Here is a 14,066-nt window from a genome sequence, read left to right on the forward strand (position 1 = left end):
CGATAGCGACACAGTCTCCTAGCCGCCCGCATCCGGCGGCGCGGGCCGCCAGCCCGAATCGTGCCGGTTGGCTCTGGCACGCATCGGGGTCGACCATGAGAGTCGCGGCAGCTCATGGTCCTGACGTCCGATGTCCGGCGACGCGTCGCCACGGTGGTGCCACCCCTGCTCGTCGGGCTCCTCGCCCTTCCGTTCGTGCTCCATCAGAACTCGTGGTGGGAGTGGTCGACGCCGCTGTGGCTGCTGCAGCGCCAGACGGCGTACGTGTCGGCGCACGGAACGCCAACGTCCTTCCTGCACATCGCGGCGGGGGCCTTCTATCCGTTCTACGTGTTCTACGGGGGATTCACGCTCTCCGTCCTCGCCTATCCGTCCGCCGTGCTCGGTGCGTGGACGGTCTTTGCTGCCGTCAGCGTCGGTGCGCTCGTGTCCGGGTACCTCGGAATCTGGTGGGCCGCTCGCAACCTCGGACTATCGCCGGGGACGGCGGTGCTTCCGGCACTGACGTTCGTCACCACCCCCTACGTCCTGTCCGACCTCTATGGGCGCGGCGCATGGGCCGAGTTCGTCGGCGTCAACGCGGTCGCCGTCATGGTCGGCGGTCTGACATCGCTGATGCTGCATCCGGAGCGCCGTCCGACCAGGGCCTGTGCGGCGTTGGTCGGGTCGGCTGCGCTCGTCGCTGGAACGCACAACATCACCATGCTCCTGAGCACGCTCGCGTTGCCGCTCATCGTGGCGGCACTGCTTCCGTTGGCGCTGCACGCGAACGGCGCGTCGGACATCGCCCGACAGCTGGGGCGCGGCATCTTGGCGATCATGCTCGGAGTGGGGCTCACGGGAGCCTGGCTCGTTTCCGACTTGTGGCTGGGACCGCAGACCGATATCGCCGATCCGACGATCAGCGCGAGCGAGCTGTCGAACACCCTCCCACTTCTTCGTGTGGCCAATGTGCTGTCCCCATGGCCCAGCATTCCGGCGGAGTTCCGGCTTCCGATGAAGCCCATGGTCTTCGTTCAGCCTCCGGTACTGGCCATGGCGTTCGCGTCGACCGCCCTCGTGGCGGTCGCGTGGAGACGCCGACGTGGCGCGGACGGGGTCGCCGCCTCCGCGGCCGTGCTGGCGGCGCTCGGCACGTTGTTGCTTCTGGTGATCGTGGAGCCCGGATGGTGGGCAAGCTTTCCTGAATTCATCCGGGTGGTTCAGCATCCGATGAGAGTGGTTCCTTACTTGGCCATCGTGGTCGCGTTGGCGAGTGCCATGGCGTTCGCCGCGATGCCTTCTGGCCGTGGACGACGGATCATGACCGGCGGGCTCGTCATCGTCGCCGCCGCGCATTGCGCCATGGCCGCCTTCATCGTCATCGACTCCAAGGCGGGTCCGAGCTATCCGCCGCCTCAGGGCCACGCGAGCGTGCGCGCTGAAGTTGAGCCCCCGACCTTCGCATATCCACTACTGCCGGCCGTCCAGTTTCGCGTCAGCGACCGGCCGATCGGCATGGGTGCGACGAGATCCGCCTACACCGGTATCTGGAATGCCGAGACGTCAGAAGGCGCAACCCTCAAGGGCACGGGTCGGGTCGGCGAGCATCGCCGAACGGCGGTCGTCTGGTCGCCGTTGGTACGCGTCGATGGTGACGCACGCATCACGGGTCGCAGGGCGGACGGTAGTGCCGTCGTGACGATCACCCACACCGACGGCGCAGGGCGCTGGTCGGCGACCGCCCGGTCCCGGTGCGCGCTGTGCCTGGGCGCGCTGAGCGGTCGCGACCCATGGCAGCTGCTGGCCGGGCGGCTGATGACGCTGCTCAGCGGCATCGTCCTGGCGGGTGCGGTCGTCGTCGCGCTCCACCGCCGCCGGCGGCGCAGAGCCAATCGAGCCGTGGCCGTCGAGGAGAAGATCGACCCGGCCCCCGAGCGAGCGCCCGCGCCGGTCCGGTAGGGCGGGTGCGACGCCGGCGCCCTACGGCGACGCGCAGGCGCCCGGGTTCTGGGCGCAGAAGTCGCTGAAGCCGCCGGAGTCCGTCGTGCCGGTGCCCTGCGGGGTGGTCGCCGTGCCGGTGGCGGTTCCGCCGCTTCCCGTGCCGCCCGTGGCCGCGCCGGTCCCGCCGGTCGTCGCGCCCGTGCCGCCGGTGGTCGCGCCCGAGGTCCCCGAGGTCCCGGAGCCGGTGCCGGCGGTGCCCGAGGTGGACGGCGTGCTCGGCGGCGTCGTGCCGGTGCTCGTGTTCGACGGCGTCGAGCTTGAGGTGTTGCTCGGCGTCGAGCTCGAAGCCGAGCCGCTCGATGACGCGCGGGCGGTCCCGATGGACGCGTTCTCCGGCGCCACGAGATCGGGCGTCGACTTGGGCACGACGTCGTGGAGGGTGCTGCTCCCACCGCAGGCGCTCAGGCCGCCGGTCAGGACGAGCAGGAGAGCCAGGGCCGCGGCGGGACGGCGCATCAGGAGATCAGGCCGGCGACTTGGCGACGGGACCCATACGGCGGCCGCACGTCGAGCAGTCGTTGAGGTCCTTCTGCGCAAGCTGGTCGCACCAGTTGCAGAAGCGGAGGTTCTCGACCGCCCACGGCAGACGGGACGTGGTGGGGGCGAGCGGCAGGACCTTGCCGACGACCTCGAGCGGCTCGCCGGTCTCACGGTCGCGGTAGACCGTGTCGGGCTCCGCCTCGAGCAGGATCTCGCGCCCCGTCGAGGGGGTGCGCATGCGGTAGCGCTGCTTCAGGCTCACGCGGCGAAGCCTAGCGATCGGGGGCGTCGGAGGCAGGGCCAACGGGCATGATGGTCGGCCTTGCGCATCCTGATCTTCCACGGCTATCTGCTCCGCGGCACCGGGTCCAACGTCTACAACGCGCTGCTGGCCACCGCGCTGGCCCGCAACGGCCACGACGTGCACCTCCTCAGCCAGGAGCGCCACCCCGAGGACCTCGACGCGGTCGGCGCCTCGGGCGACTGGGACTCCGGCACGCTGCGGATCCGCCCGCTGCGCCCCGACCGGCGCGTCACCGTCTACCGCCCCGACATCGGCTCGGTGCTGCCCGTCTACGTCGCCGACCGCTACGAGGACCTCGAAGCGCGGACGTACGCCGAGCTCGACGACGCGCAGGTCGCCGACTACGTGGCGCGCAACGTGGCGGCCGCCCGCGAGGTCGCCGAGCTCGTCCAGCCCGACGTCGCTCTGGCCAACCACCTCGTGATGGGCCCGCTGATCGTCGCCCGCGCCCTCGGCGACACGGTGCCCTACGCGGTCAAGGTCCACGGCAGCGCGCTGGAGTACACGGTCAAGCCGCAGCCCGAGCGCTTCCTGCCCGCCGCCCGCGAAGGGTTGGTCCGGGCGCGGACGGTCCTCGTCGGCTCTCGCCACACCGCCGAGAGCCTGTGGGCGGCGATGGACGATCCGGGCCTGCCGGCCCGCACCCGCCTCGGCCCGCCGGGAGTGGACGTGGCCGAGTTCCGGCCGCGCTCGCGCGGCGAGGCCGCTGCGGACCTCCGCCGGCTCGTCGCCGACCTCGAGTCCCAGGCCGCCGCAGCCCCGGTCGCGACGGCGGGCGATCCGCCGGCCTCGGCCTTCAGCATCGACGCCGGCGCCGCCGCCCGCGCCATCGCGCGCCTCGATCCCGAGCGCGACCGCCACGTCGCGTTCGTCGGCAAGCTCATCGTCTCCAAGGGCGTGGACCTGCTGGCGGCCGCCTGGCCGCTCGTCCTGGCCGGGGTGCCCGAGGCCCGCCTGGTCGTCGTCGGATTCGGCGCCTACCGCGAGCCCTTCGAGCGCCTGCTCGCCGCGCTGGCCGCCGGCGATCTCGCCGCCGTCCGCGCGCTGGCCGCCGAGGGTCGCGCGGCCGAGGGCGGACCGCGGTCGGCACTGCAGCTGCTGGACGCCTTCCTGGACGACCTCGACGGCGCGCCCGACCGCGACGCCTACCTGGCCGCCGCGCGCGGCCTCGACGACCGCGTGGTGCTCACAGGCCGCCTGGAGCACGAAGAGCTCGCGCCGCTGCTGGCCGGATGCGAGGCGCAGGTCGTGCCCTCGACGTTCCCCGAGGCCTTCGGCATGGTCGCCGTGGAGGCCGCGGCGTGCGGCGCGCTGCCGGTCGTCGCCGACCACTCGGGCCTCGGCGAGGTTCGCGCGATCCTGGCCGGCGCCGTGCCCGAGGAGGCACGCGACTGGCTGGGCTTCGCCACCGGCCCGCGGGCGGTGCGCGACCTGGCCGAGCGGCTGATCGCGTGGCTGCAGGCGCCCGAGGAGCTGCGCGACGCGGTGCGGAGCGCGCTCGTCGCCACCGCGCGCGAGCGCTTCTCCTGGGACGGCGTGGCCGACGGGGTGATCGCCGCGGCGCGCGGCGAGCACGACGCGCTGCCCGCGCCCTGACCCGTCCGCGTGGACATCTGACCCCGACCTGGACATGTCCTCCGCGGTTGCGGATAGGATCCGCGACGATCATGGGGAAGAGGATCATGCCGCGCGCGGCGCTCTGCGCTGCCCTTGTCACTGCCGTGCCGATGCTGTCTGCCTGTGGGGTCAAAGACCCGCAGGCCGACGTCGTCGCGGGCAAGAAGCTCTTCGTGCAGAAGTGCGGTGCGTGCCACACGCTCGGCCGCGCGGGCACCAAGGGCACGACGGGGCCGAACCTCGACGAGGCGTTCCAGGAGTCGCTGAAGGGGGGCTTCGGCCGCACGGCCGTGCGCGGGGTCATCTACAAGCAGATCCTGTTCCCGAACCGGCTCCCGAGCGCCGACGGCGTGAAGATGCCGGCCAAGCTGGTCGACGGCGACAACGCCCACGACGTGGCGGCCTACGTCGCGTCGGTGTCGGCCGTGGGAGGCAAGGACACGGGGCTGCTGGCCACCGCGGTCCAAGCGGCCGGCGGCGGCACCGCGACCGAGAAGAACGGCGTGATCAGCATCCCGGCCGACCCCAACGGCCAGCTGGCCTACGCCGACGCCAAGGCGATCGGCCAGCCCGGCCCGGTGACGGTCGAGATGCCCAACAAGTCGGGCGTCGGCCACGACATCGTCATCGACGGCCTCGGCAAGGGCCAGGTCGTCACGGAGGGCACGTCGTCGTTCAAGGCCGACCTCGCGGCGGGTCAGAAGTACACGTACTACTGCTCGGTGCCGGGGCACCGACAGGCCGGCATGCAGGGCACGCTGACGGTCAAGTAGCGCACGGGCGGTGCGGAGCCCGCGCCGTCGTCGGTCCCCCGGTAGGGGCACTGCCGCGCCTCAGAGCGCGCGGGCGAGCAGCACGACGGCGATCAGCACGCCGAAGATCGCCACGACGACCATCAGCACGCGGAACGCCGCGGCCTCGGTGCGAAACGGGGCCAGCACGCGCTCCAGCAGCGCGTTCCAGTCCCGGCCGCCGTCGTCGGTCGGCTCGTCGGCCGGGCCCATCAGATGACGTAGATCGTCGTGTACACGACGATCCACATGACGTCGACGAAGTGCCAGTAGATCCCGGGCACCTCGAGACCCTGGTGGTGCTCGGGGGAGAAGTGTCCCCTGAACGAGCGGACGGTCACCATCCCGAGGAGCAGCAGGCCGATCGTCACGTGCGCGCCGTGCAGGCCCGTGAGGCTGAAGAAGACCGTCGCCTGCGCGTTGTCCTGCGGCGCGAACCCGATGTGGACGTACTCGTTGATCTGGATGAACAGGAACGTCAGGCCGAGCAGGAACGTGGCCGTCATGCCGGCCTGCAGGCCGAAGCGGTTGCCGTTCTTGATGGACGTCTGTGCCCAGTGCAGCGTCAGCGAGGACGACACGAGGATCGCCGTGTTGACGCCGGCGACGGCGACCGGGAGGTCCTTGCCGTCGACCGGGAACCAGGTGTGCCCCTCCGCCACGACCCTGATGAAGAAGTAGGCCGTGAAGAAGGCCCCGAACACCATGATCTCGCTGATGATGAACAACATCATCCCGAGCAGCGCGGGCTCGACCCGCGAGCTGCGGTTGGCCGGCGGCGGCCCGTGATGGTGGTCGTCGTGGCCGTGGGCGGCCGGGATCGAGGCAGCTTCCATGGTCTCTCTCTAGGCGGCGTTGGCGGACGAGCGCTCGGCGGTCTCGACGTGCTCGACCGGCTTGTGGCTGGCCTTGCGCACGCGCTCGATCAGGTCGGCGCGCAGCCAGCCCGAGCGGGTCGCCGGAAGGGTCGAGATGACGATGTCGTCGACGCGGAAGAACTGCAGCGCGTTCATCGTCGCGGTGTACGGGTCGGGGTCGCCGATCATGCCCGCGGCGATCAGCCCCTCGGAGATCAGGCGGTCGACCACCTGGGCCATGCGCGCCCGGGCGCGGGCGGCGTGCTGGCCCTCGCCGCCGTCCTGCGGGACGATGACGATGAAGAGCGTGCCGCGCTTGTCCGCGGCGGCCTTCTCCTTCAGCGCGGACAGGAGCTCGTCGCCGCTGGCCGTCCGCGCCGCCACGACCAGCGTGACGTGGAACGGGATGCCCTCGGCGTCGATGTCCTGCACGACGTGCGTGACGGGCAGGCCGCTGGCCTGCTCGATGCGCTCGATGAGGTCGCGGCGCAGCCAGCCCGAGATGGTCGCCGGGTAGGTCGAGACGATGATCTCGTCCGGCTGGTGCTCGGCCACCGCGTCCATCGTCGCGGTGTACGGATCCGGATCGCCGATGTCGCCGATGGCCGTGATGCCCTGGTCGCGCAGGAAGCGGCGGGCCAGGTCGATGCGCACCTTGGCGGCGTCGAAGACGAAGTCGTCGTAGATGATGTTGCCGTGCTTGGGCCGGTTGCGCGGCACGCACACGACGACGCGCGTGCCGTCGCCGCTGTGCTCGGCACGGTCCTTGATGACGTCGAGCAGCTTGGCGCCCGCGAGCGTCTCGTTGGCGACCACCAGGATGGTTCTCATGGCGTGCGGCTCCTTCTCACTCGGTCGGCGGCTGGGCGTGGGTGCCCGCCGGTGTCGGCTTGGCCTCGGCCGCGGCGGGCGGCGCGAAGATGCCGTGCACCGCACCGGGGACGCCGTACTCGTACGGGCCGCCCACGACGGTGGGCACCTGGTCGAAGTTGAACACCGGCGGCGGCGAGGAGACCTGCCACTCCAGCGTCAGCGCCCGCCACGGGTTGGCGGGGGCGCGGGCGCCGCCGCGCCACGAGGCGATCATGTTGTAGGCGAAGATCAACGTGCTGATGCCCAGCGCGAACGACGCCAGCGAGATCACCAGGTTCCACGTGGCGAACTGGTCGGCGTAGTCGGCGACGCGCCGCGGCATGCCCTTGACGCCGATGAGGTGCATCGGCGCGAACGTCAGGTTGAAGAAGACGAACGTCAGCCAGAAGTGCAGCTTGCCGAGGCGCTCGTCGTACATCCGGCCCGTCATCTTCGGGAACCAGTAGTAGACGCCGGCGAAGATCGTGAACAGCGATCCGCCGAAGAGCACGTAGTGGATGTGGGCGACGATGAAGTAGGTGTCGCTGACGTGGATGTCGATGGGGATCATCGACAGCACCACGCCGGAGATGCCGCCGCAGGTGAACATCGTCAGGAAGCCGAGCGCGAAGAGCATCGGCGTGTCCAGGCGGATCACGCCCCGCCACAGCGTGGCGAGCCAGCTGAAGATCTTGATGCCCGTCGGCACCGCGATGATGGCCGTGGTGATCATCATCGGCACGCGGATCCACGACTGCATGCCCGAGACGAACATGTGGTGGGCCCAGACCGTGAACCCGAGGACCACGATCGCCAGCAGCGAGAAGGCCATCATCCGGTAGCCGAAGATCGGCTTGCGGGACTTGACCGACAGGACCTCGCTGACGATGCCGAAGCCCGGCAGCATCATGATGTACACGGCCGGGTGCGAGTAGAACCAGAAGACGTGCTGGTACATCAGCACGTCCCCGCCCTTGGCGGCGTTGAAGAAGTTGAAGCCCAGCGCGTAGTCCAGCAGCACGAAGAACTGCGAGGCGGCGATGAACGGCGTGGCGATCACCACGAGCAGCGAGGTCGAGAAGTTCGCCCAGGCCAGCAGCGGCATCCGGAAGAACGACATGCCCGGCGCGCGCATGGTGATGATGGTCACCAGGAAGTTCAGCGCCGTCGCGATCGACGACGCGCCGGCGAACTGCACGGCGATCGTGAAGAACATCTGCCCGAGCGGCGCCGATGTCGAGAGCGGGGCGTAGGCCGTCCAGCCGCTGGCGAACGAGCCGCCGGGGGCGAAGAAGGACGCCAGCATCATGACGCCGGCGATCGGCAGCAGCCAGAACGACAGCGCGTTGAGCCGCGGGAACGCCATGTCGGGCGCGCCGATCATCAGCGGCAGGACGTAGTTCGCCAGGCCCGCGAACACGGGGATGATGAACAGGAAGATCAGGATCGACGCGTGGACGCTGAAGAGCCCGTTGAACGTGTTGGAGTCCACGAACTGGCGGCCCGGCTGCGCGAGCTCGGCGCGCATCAGCATGGCCATCAGGCCGCCCACGAACAGGAAGAAGAACGAGTGGACGGTGTACTGGATCCCGATGACCTTGTGGTCGGTGTTCGGGTAGAAGTACGACTTCCACGACGTCGCGCCGTGGCCCGAGTGATCCTCGGGCCGCGTCGGCTTGCCGGCCGCCCAGTAGAACCAGTAGTCGAAGGCGCCGAGCCCGATCAGGAACGCGAAGGGCAGGACGAACATCGAGATGAGGACGAACGACTCGGCCTCGAGGTAATGGCTGTAGGTGCCGTGCCCGTAGAGCATCCGCACGAGCCAGCTGATGCCGACGCTGAACGCGGCGCCGCACAGCATGAACGCCGCGGCGCGGGTCCAGCCGGGCTGACGCACTCGGACGGTCACTTGGCCGCCACCTCCTCGAGGTACTTGACCAGGGCATCCACTTCGGGCTTGCTCAGCAGCTTGGCGTAGGTGGCGGGCATGATGCCCTTCGAGAAGCCCTGCGCGACCTCCGCGTCGGGCTGCAGGATCGACTGGCGGATGAACGCCTCGTCCTTGCCCTTCAGGACCGTGTCGAGATCGGGGCCGACGCCGCCGGCGGTGCCCGCGTCGGCCAGCTTGTGGCAGGCGCCGCACGCGGTCGCGCCGGTCTGCTGGTTGCCCTCGCTGAAGAGCTTCTTGGCGTCGACCGCGGGGGCCGCGCCGCCGGCGGCGGGCGCCGTGGCGGCGGGCGCCGTGGCGGCGGGCTTGGTCATCTTCGCGACCCAGGCGTCGAACTTCGGCTTGCTCAGGACGTGCGCCGTCTGGCGCATGAAGGCATGCCCGAGGCCGCAGAGCTCGGCGCAGACCACCGGATAGCCGTCAGTGGGGGTGAGCTTGGTCGGCGTGACGCGGTAGTGGGTCGTGAGGCCCGGGACGGCGTCGATCTTCATCCGCCAGGCCGGCACCCAGAAGTCGTGCAGGACGTCCTTGGTGGTGACGTTGAAGTGCACCGACTCACCCACGGGGACGTACAGCTGGGCGGAGGAGAACTTCTTGCCGCCCTCGTTGTAGTCGAAGGTCCAGGTGAACTGCTGGCCGTGGACGGCGATGTTGCGCTCGCTCCCGGCGGCGGGAGCCTTCTCGATGTCGTGCAGCACGAGGTAGGCGTAGGTGCAGAGCGATACGAGCATGATCGCCGGGATCGCCGTCCAGATCACCTCGAGCTTGGTGTTGCCGTGGATGGGCGGGCCGTCGAGGTGCTCCTCGCCCGGACGCATCCGGAAGTCCCGGGCGGCGAACAGCACCACCGTCGTCACGAGGACGAACACCGGGACCGAGCAGATGATCAGCACGTTCCACAACGTGTCGATCTTGTCGGCCTGCTTGCTCCCCTGAACGGGGAACCAATTGATTGCGAGCCCGAGGGCGATGCCTAGGGCTGACGCGATGAGGCCGACGATCGCCATCTGCTGAATGGCGCGCCGGCCCCCTCGTCCTCCCAGGGGATCCGCCTCGGCTCGAGTGCTCTCCTCACCCATAGCCCGGCGATCCTATGTGCAGGGCTAGACGGTGCGCAATGCGGATCCGCAGTTCGCGGACGTGAGTTGCCGTCGCAGGCGGCTAGAACACCGCGCCGCCGGCCGCCACGGAGGCCGTCTGCGGGGCTCCCAGGCGCCCCTGGGCGCGGAAGTCCGAGGGCGCGACCCCGTGGTGGCGCCGGAACGCCTTGGCGAACTGGGCGGGCTGGCGGTAGCCCACGCGGTGGGCGACGTCGCGCACCGTCAGGCCGCGGATGCGCAGCAGGTCGGCCGCCCGCTCCATGCGGACGCCGGTCAGGTGCTCGCGGAAGGTGGTGCTGCCGATCTCGCTGTAGGCCCGCTGGAGCTGGCGCCGGGACGACGCCACGCGGCGGGCGATGTCGTCCAGGGAGAGGTCGGAGGCGAACTCGGACTCGACGATCGCGACGGCGTCTTCGAAGAGGCTTGTCCGCAGGCGGATGGTGGCGGGTCGATGCATGGCGTCTGGTGGGGAGTACGTCCGGAGCTGCCGATCGGATCATCGAGCACGTTGGCGGATGCCCGCGCCGATGATAGATTGAAGCTTGAGGCAATCGTTGCAAGCTGATCGACGGAAGGGAACGAGCACGGCATGCAGGTTCGCGACGGAATGAGCAGCATGGTCCTCACCGTGGGACCGGGCCACACGCTCCGCGAGGCGGCGAGGCAGATGTCCTCGCGCCACGTCGGCGCCGCCGTGGTGCTCGATCCCGACGCCGCTGGCCCGGGCATCCTGACCGAGCGCGACGTGCTCGACTCGATCGGCCGCGGTCAGGACCCGGATACCGAGGTCGTGGCCGACCACCTGACCAGCGATGTCGTCTACGCGGCGCCGGAGTGGTCGCTCGAGGAGGCCGCCGTCGCGATGGTGCGCGGCAGCTTCCGCCACCTGATCGTCTACGACCAGGGGGAGATCGTCGGGGTCCTGTCGGTGCGCGACGTCGTGCGCTGCTGGACCGACGACGGAGCGATCTGCGACGTGCCGGAGAGCGCACCAGCCGGGGCACAGGTGCGCTGAAAGCGCCCGCTGGGCCGGGGGAGGCCCGGGCGCCGACGGAGGGCGGGGGCTTCTGGCGCCCGCCCTTCTGGCGCTAGTCCTCGCCGCCCTCGTGATGGGCGGGCAGCTCGGCGATGTCGCGACGCGTGTCCGCGATCCAGCGGATCAGCGTCCACACGGTCAGGATGAGGCCCGTGACGACGAGGACGGTCGAGACGGTCACGCCGACGAGCGCGATCGTGATGCCGACCGTCAGCAGCAGCGGCTGGATCGAGCCGCCCGGGAGGTGGATCTCCTCGCCGACGTCGGGGAGCTTCGGATCGACCGGGCTCACGAGACGTACACCGCGGCGGCGACGAAGGTCAGGCCGAACATGACGAAGCAGACGGCCCCCGCGATGAGGCCGGTGCGCACGTTCTTACGGGCGAGGTTGCGATCCATACGGCTTCGGATTCTCCCAGACGGGGCTACAGCTTGACGTCCGCCACCATCGCGACGAACAGCAGCGCGAGGTAGAGGAGCGAGAACAGGTAGAGGCGCAGAGCGGCCTTGCGGTCGGCCTGGCGCTTCAGGAGCGCGGCGAGGCCCACGAACACGACCCCGAGCACCAGTGACGCGACGAGGTAGATGGCGTCGAGCCCGCCGCCGCCGCAGAAGGGCAGCTGGGTCACGGCGTACAGCAGCACGCTGTAGAGCAGGATCTGGCGGCGCGTCTCGTCCTCGCCGCGCACGACCGGCAGCATCGGCACGCCGACCTTCGCGTACTCGTCCTTCATCAGGAGCGACAGCGCCCAGAAGTGCGGAGGCGTCCAGAAGAAGACGATCGCGAACAGGTAGATCGGCAGGCCCGTGAGCTCGCCGGTGACGGCGGCCCAGCCGACCAGCGGCGGCACGGCGCCCGCGGCGCCGCCCCACACGATGTTCTGCCACGTGCGGCGCTTGAGCCACACGGTGTACATCAGCGTGTAGCCCAGGAACCCGGAGAACGACAGGGCGGCCGCGAGGACGTTGGTCGTCAGCGTGAGCCAGACGAACGCCAGGATCGCCAGCCCGATGCCGAACCACAGCGCCGTCGCGGGGGCGATGCGCCCGGCCGGGATCGGCCGCGTGGCCGTGCGGGCCATCTGGGCGTCGATGTCGCGGTCGTACCAGTGGTTGACCGCCCCGGCCCCGCCGGCCGACAGGTAGCCGCCCAGGCACGTCGCCAGGATCAGCCCGATGGACGGGGTGCCGGCGACGAGCATGGTAATCACGGTCGTCAGCAGCAGCAGCGACTGGACCTTGGGCTTGGTCAGCGCCAGCAGGTCGGCGGCGACCTGACGGACACCCGATGCCGGCAGTGCGGCGGTGGTTGCGGGGGATGCCTCCATGGCGTGGCGAGCCTACCGCCCGGTCCTAGTGCTCGTCGCCGCCGTGGGCGGCGAGGCGACCTGCCTCGACCGGCGTGGGCGACGACGGGTCGACGTTGCCGCCGGTCTGCGCGAGCACCTGGCGACGGATGTCCTTCATCGGCTCGACGGAGCGGATGCGGGGCACGGCGTCGAAGTTGTTGACGGGCGGCGGCGAGGTGGTGAACCACTCGAGCGTGTTGCCCTTCCACGGGTCGGGCCCGGCGATCGGGCCCTTCTTGAGCGACACGAGCACGTTGATCGCGGTCACGAGGATGCCGAGGCCGAGGATGAAGGCGCCGATCGTCGAGATCAGGTTCAGGATCGCGAGGTCCTGGATGTCTGAGTACTCGTAGATCCGTCGCGGCATGCCCTCCATGCCCGCGGAGTGCTGCACCAGGAAGGTGGTGTGGAACCCGATGAGCATCAGCCAGAAGCTGGTCTTGCCCAGGCCCTCGCCCAGCATGCGGCCCGACATCTTCGGGAACCAGTAGTAGAGGCCCGCGAAGATCGCGAACACCGCGCCGCCCATGAGCACGTAATGGAAGTGCGCGACGATGAAGTAGGTGTCGTGCAGCTGCCAGTCGACGGGGAACACGGCGACGAAGATGCCGGTGATGCCGCCGATCAGGAACGTCCCGATGAAGCCGACCGCGAACAGCAGCGACGTCGTGTACTCGATCGTCCCTCGCCAGAGCGTCGCGATCCAGTTGAAGATCTTGACGCCCGTGGGCACCGCGATGAGGAACGAGCTCATCATGAAGAAGATCAGGACCAGCGACGGGCTCGGCGTCGTGAACATGTGGTGCGCCCACACGAGGAGGCCGAGGAAGGCGATGACCAGCGTCGCCGCGGCGATCGCCTTGTAGCCGAAGATCGGCTTGCGGGCGAAGACCGGCAGGACCTCGGAGATGATGCCGAAGCCCGGCAGCACCATGATGTACACCTCGGGGTGGCCGAAGAACCAGAAGAGGTGCTGCCACAGCAACGGCGAGCCGCCGTTGGTCGGGTCGTAGAAGTGCGTGCCGAAGTGGCGGTCGGTCAGCAGCAGCGTGACCGCGGCCGCGATGACCGGCAGCGCGAGGATCAGCAGTACCGCGTAGGTGAGGATCGCCCAGACGAACAGCGGCAGGCGGCCCCAGCCCATGCCGGGCGCGCGCATGTTCGCGATCGTCGCGTAGAAGTTGATCGCGCCGACCAGCGAGCTCAGGCCGGTGAGGTGGATGAGGAAGATCCACGCGTCGACGCCGCCGGAGGGCAGGTAGTCGGTGTCGCTCAGCGGCGAGTAGCAGGTCCAGCCGCACTCGGGCGGGCTGAAGAAGATCGAGGCGTAGAAGACGAGGCCACCGGCCGCCAGGAGCCAGAACGACAGCGCGTTGAGCTTCGGGAAGGCCATGTCGCGCGCGCCGATCATCAACGGCACGAAGTAGTTGCCGAACCCGGCCATGACCGGCACGACGAACAGGAAGATCATCGTCGTCCCGTGCATCGTGAACAGCTCGTTGTAGGTTTGCGGCGTCAGCAGGTCGTTGTTCGGGACCGCGAGCTGCAGGCGGATGAGCAGTGCCTCGACGCCGCCCAGGATGAAGAACCCGAACGTCAGGACCAAGTACATGATCCCGATGCGCTTGTGGTCGGTCGTGGTGACCCACGACGTCCAGCCGGTGGGGGCCGGCTCGACCCTGTGCGCGACGACCTGGGGAAGGGGCGCGACGGTGGTGGTGGGAGCTTCGACGGTGGCGGCCATGCGAG

The 14,066-nt window shown here is 69.8% G+C and carries 15 protein-coding genes; 4 read left to right on the forward strand and 11 right to left on the reverse strand.

All coding sequences use genetic code 11. The features are described from left to right. Positions 1 to 114: 114 nt before the first annotated feature. Positions 115 to 1,941 (forward strand): hypothetical protein, encoded by a 1,827-nt coding sequence (locus tag VK501_RS05020; protein ID WP_324335263.1) that lies wholly within the window; start codon positions 115 to 117, stop codon positions 1,939 to 1,941. A 21-nt stretch (positions 1,942 to 1,962) separates the two neighbouring features. Here the strand turns inward: VK501_RS05020 and VK501_RS05025 are convergent, their stop codons facing one another. Together VK501_RS05025 and VK501_RS05030 are read right to left on the reverse strand one after the other, a co-directional pair. Then, the gene (locus VK501_RS05025; RefSeq protein WP_324335265.1) at positions 1,963 to 2,439 is read right to left on the reverse strand and encodes a hypothetical protein; all 477 of its coding nucleotides are present in this window, start codon (positions 2,437 to 2,439) and stop codon (positions 1,963 to 1,965) included. 7 nt (positions 2,440 to 2,446) lie between these two features. After that, a complete protein-coding gene (locus VK501_RS05030) occupies positions 2,447 to 2,725 on the reverse strand; it encodes a hypothetical protein (RefSeq protein WP_324335267.1) in 279 nt (92 codons plus the stop codon). Between the two features lie 60 nt (positions 2,726 to 2,785). Here VK501_RS05030 and VK501_RS05035 point away from each other — a divergent pair, with 60 nt between their 5' ends. Then, positions 2,786 to 4,363 carry a glycosyltransferase family 4 protein gene (locus VK501_RS05035; RefSeq protein ID WP_324335269.1) on the forward strand — a complete coding sequence of 526 codons (1,578 nt, stop codon included), beginning with the start codon at positions 2,786 to 2,788 and terminating at the stop codon, positions 4,361 to 4,363. 131 nt (positions 4,364 to 4,494) lie between these two features. Then, positions 4,495 to 5,157, forward strand: a complete 663-nt coding sequence (locus tag VK501_RS05040; protein ID WP_324335318.1) for a c-type cytochrome — start codon at positions 4,495 to 4,497, stop codon at positions 5,155 to 5,157. A gap of 60 nt (positions 5,158 to 5,217) precedes the next feature. Here the strand turns inward: VK501_RS05040 and VK501_RS05045 are convergent, their stop codons facing one another. The 6 genes from VK501_RS05045 to VK501_RS05070 form a co-directional block, all read right to left on the reverse strand. Next, a complete protein-coding gene (locus tag VK501_RS05045; RefSeq protein ID WP_324335271.1) occupies positions 5,218 to 5,388 on the reverse strand; it encodes a hypothetical protein in 171 nt (56 codons plus the stop codon). After that, positions 5,388 to 6,011, reverse strand: a complete 624-nt coding sequence (locus VK501_RS05050) for a heme-copper oxidase subunit III (protein ID WP_324335273.1) — start codon at positions 6,009 to 6,011, stop codon at positions 5,388 to 5,390. The genes VK501_RS05045 and VK501_RS05050 overlap by 1 nt, the downstream gene beginning before the upstream one ends. Positions 6,012 to 6,020: 9 nt before the next feature. Further along, positions 6,021 to 6,863 carry a hypothetical protein gene (locus VK501_RS05055; RefSeq protein ID WP_324335275.1) on the reverse strand — a complete coding sequence of 281 codons (843 nt, stop codon included), beginning with the start codon at positions 6,861 to 6,863 and terminating at the stop codon, positions 6,021 to 6,023. Positions 6,864 to 6,879: 16 nt separating this feature from the next. After that, the gene (gene ctaD / locus VK501_RS05060) at positions 6,880 to 8,634 is read right to left on the reverse strand and encodes a cytochrome c oxidase subunit I (protein WP_414641073.1); all 1,755 of its coding nucleotides are present in this window, start codon (positions 8,632 to 8,634) and stop codon (positions 6,880 to 6,882) included. 155 nt (positions 8,635 to 8,789) lie between these two features. Beyond that, on the reverse strand, positions 8,790 to 9,839 hold the full coding sequence (gene coxB / locus VK501_RS05065; RefSeq protein ID WP_324335279.1) for a cytochrome c oxidase subunit II: 1,050 nt from the start codon (positions 9,837 to 9,839) through the stop codon (positions 8,790 to 8,792). Positions 9,840 to 9,993: 154 nt separating this feature from the next. Continuing rightward, positions 9,994 to 10,389 carry a helix-turn-helix transcriptional regulator gene (locus VK501_RS05070; protein ID WP_324335281.1) on the reverse strand — a complete coding sequence of 132 codons (396 nt, stop codon included), beginning with the start codon at positions 10,387 to 10,389 and terminating at the stop codon, positions 9,994 to 9,996. Positions 10,390 to 10,521: 132 nt separating this feature from the next. Here VK501_RS05070 and VK501_RS05075 point away from each other — a divergent pair, with 132 nt between their 5' ends. Next, positions 10,522 to 10,947 (forward strand): cyclic nucleotide-binding/CBS domain-containing protein, encoded by a 426-nt coding sequence (locus VK501_RS05075; RefSeq protein ID WP_349260973.1) that lies wholly within the window; start codon positions 10,522 to 10,524, stop codon positions 10,945 to 10,947. Between the two features lie 73 nt (positions 10,948 to 11,020). On the opposite strand, the gene VK501_RS05080 is transcribed toward VK501_RS05075, so the two are convergent. The 3 genes from VK501_RS05080 to ctaD (VK501_RS05090) form a co-directional block, all read right to left on the reverse strand. Further along, positions 11,021 to 11,260: a hypothetical protein gene (locus VK501_RS05080; protein ID WP_324335284.1), complete on the reverse strand. Its 240-nt coding sequence runs from the start codon at positions 11,258 to 11,260 to the stop codon at positions 11,021 to 11,023. 133 nt (positions 11,261 to 11,393) lie between these two features. Beyond that, positions 11,394 to 12,296 carry a heme o synthase gene (locus VK501_RS05085; protein WP_324335287.1) on the reverse strand — a complete coding sequence of 301 codons (903 nt, stop codon included), beginning with the start codon at positions 12,294 to 12,296 and terminating at the stop codon, positions 11,394 to 11,396. A gap of 25 nt (positions 12,297 to 12,321) precedes the next feature. Next, on the reverse strand, positions 12,322 to 14,061 hold the full coding sequence (gene ctaD / locus VK501_RS05090) for a cytochrome c oxidase subunit I (RefSeq protein ID WP_324335289.1): 1,740 nt from the start codon (positions 14,059 to 14,061) through the stop codon (positions 12,322 to 12,324). Between the last annotated feature and the right edge of the window lie 5 nt (positions 14,062 to 14,066).

This window comes from Baekduia sp. (assembly GCF_035318805.1).
GTDB lineage: Bacteria > Actinomycetota > Thermoleophilia > Solirubrobacterales > Solirubrobacteraceae > Baekduia.

What these genes read in the sequence shown, in the direction of transcription:
- VK501_RS05020 (WP_324335263.1), top strand. Translation starts at nt 115, where the DNA reads ATGGTCCTGACGTCCGATGTCCGGCGACGCGTCGCCACGGTGGTGCCA.
- VK501_RS05025 (WP_324335265.1), bottom strand. Translation starts at nt 2,439, where the DNA reads ATGCGCCGTCCCGCCGCGGCCCTGGCTCTCCTGCTCGTCCTGACCGGC.
- VK501_RS05040 (WP_324335318.1), top strand. Translation starts at nt 4,495, where the DNA reads ATGCTGTCTGCCTGTGGGGTCAAAGACCCGCAGGCCGACGTCGTCGCG.
- VK501_RS05045 (WP_324335271.1), bottom strand. Translation starts at nt 5,388, where the DNA reads ATGGGCCCGGCCGACGAGCCGACCGACGACGGCGGCCGGGACTGGAAC.
- VK501_RS05050 (WP_324335273.1), bottom strand. Translation starts at nt 6,011, where the DNA reads ATGGAAGCTGCCTCGATCCCGGCCGCCCACGGCCACGACGACCACCAT.
- VK501_RS05055 (WP_324335275.1), bottom strand. Translation starts at nt 6,863, where the DNA reads ATGAGAACCATCCTGGTGGTCGCCAACGAGACGCTCGCGGGCGCCAAG.
- ctaD (WP_414641073.1), bottom strand. Translation starts at nt 8,634, where the DNA reads ATGTTCGTCCTGCCCTTCGCGTTCCTGATCGGGCTCGGCGCCTTCGAC.
- coxB (WP_324335279.1), bottom strand. Translation starts at nt 9,839, where the DNA reads ATGGCGATCGTCGGCCTCATCGCGTCAGCCCTAGGCATCGCCCTCGGG.
- VK501_RS05070 (WP_324335281.1), bottom strand. Translation starts at nt 10,389, where the DNA reads ATGCATCGACCCGCCACCATCCGCCTGCGGACAAGCCTCTTCGAAGAC.
- VK501_RS05075 (WP_349260973.1), top strand. Translation starts at nt 10,522, where the DNA reads ATGCAGGTTCGCGACGGAATGAGCAGCATGGTCCTCACCGTGGGACCG.
- VK501_RS05085 (WP_324335287.1), bottom strand. Translation starts at nt 12,296, where the DNA reads ATGGAGGCATCCCCCGCAACCACCGCCGCACTGCCGGCATCGGGTGTC.
- ctaD (WP_324335289.1), bottom strand. Translation starts at nt 14,061, where the DNA reads ATGGCCGCCACCGTCGAAGCTCCCACCACCACCGTCGCGCCCCTTCCC.